This is a genomic window from Halomonas sp. BM-2019 (genome assembly GCF_017584085.1).
The window spans coordinates 769,509-770,111 of the sequence record NZ_CP071922.1 but is presented as its reverse complement, the minus strand read 5'-3'; the positions used below and the strand labels follow the sequence as shown (position 1 = coordinate 770,111).

Genomic DNA, 603 nt, shown 5'->3' with positions numbered 1-603 from the left:
CGTTGCTCGCTCCCTGGAAACCCCAGGCCACCAGTAGGCCGAGCGAGGCGTCGCCCGCCGACACGCCCCGTGCCAGGGCATGGCGCACCAGCGCCTGGAGCGCCGGGCGGGCCAGGGCGGGCTCACGGTGGCCGAAGGCGACATCCTCGGCGTCGCAGCGGTCGGCGGCGTCCAGCGCCGGGCCCGCGCCCTCCGCCAGCAGGGCGGCGGCGACCGTCGGCTCCAGCTCGCCCAGCTCGAAGGCCAAGAGCCCCGGCAGGGCGCGCTGGAAGCGGGCGGCGAGCGCCGCCACCAGCGCCTCGCCCCGCGCGTTCAACGGCCGCGCCACCATCACCGCCTGCTCCCCGGTGGCGGTCTCCCGGGAGAGGCCGAGCCGCAGGGTGACGAAGCCCAGCGACTGCCAGAAGGCGAGCAGCCCCGGCTCGGCGCCGAAGCTCGCCCCCAGCAGGTCGATGCCCTCCCGCCGGGCCTGCTCGACCTCCGCCTCGATCAGCCGCCGGCCGAGCCCGGCGCGACGGTGGGAGGCCGCCACGGCGATGCGCACCACCCGGCGCAGCCTGGCGGCGAGGGCCTCGCGGCTGCCGGCGTGAGCAGCCAGGGACT

Annotated in this window: 1 protein-coding gene; it reads right to left on the bottom strand. The window is 78.3% G+C overall.

The features are described 5' to 3' along the window. The coding region (locus J5F18_RS03895; protein WP_346302167.1) for a GNAT family N-acetyltransferase at positions 1-603 on the bottom strand (603 nt) is incomplete at both ends.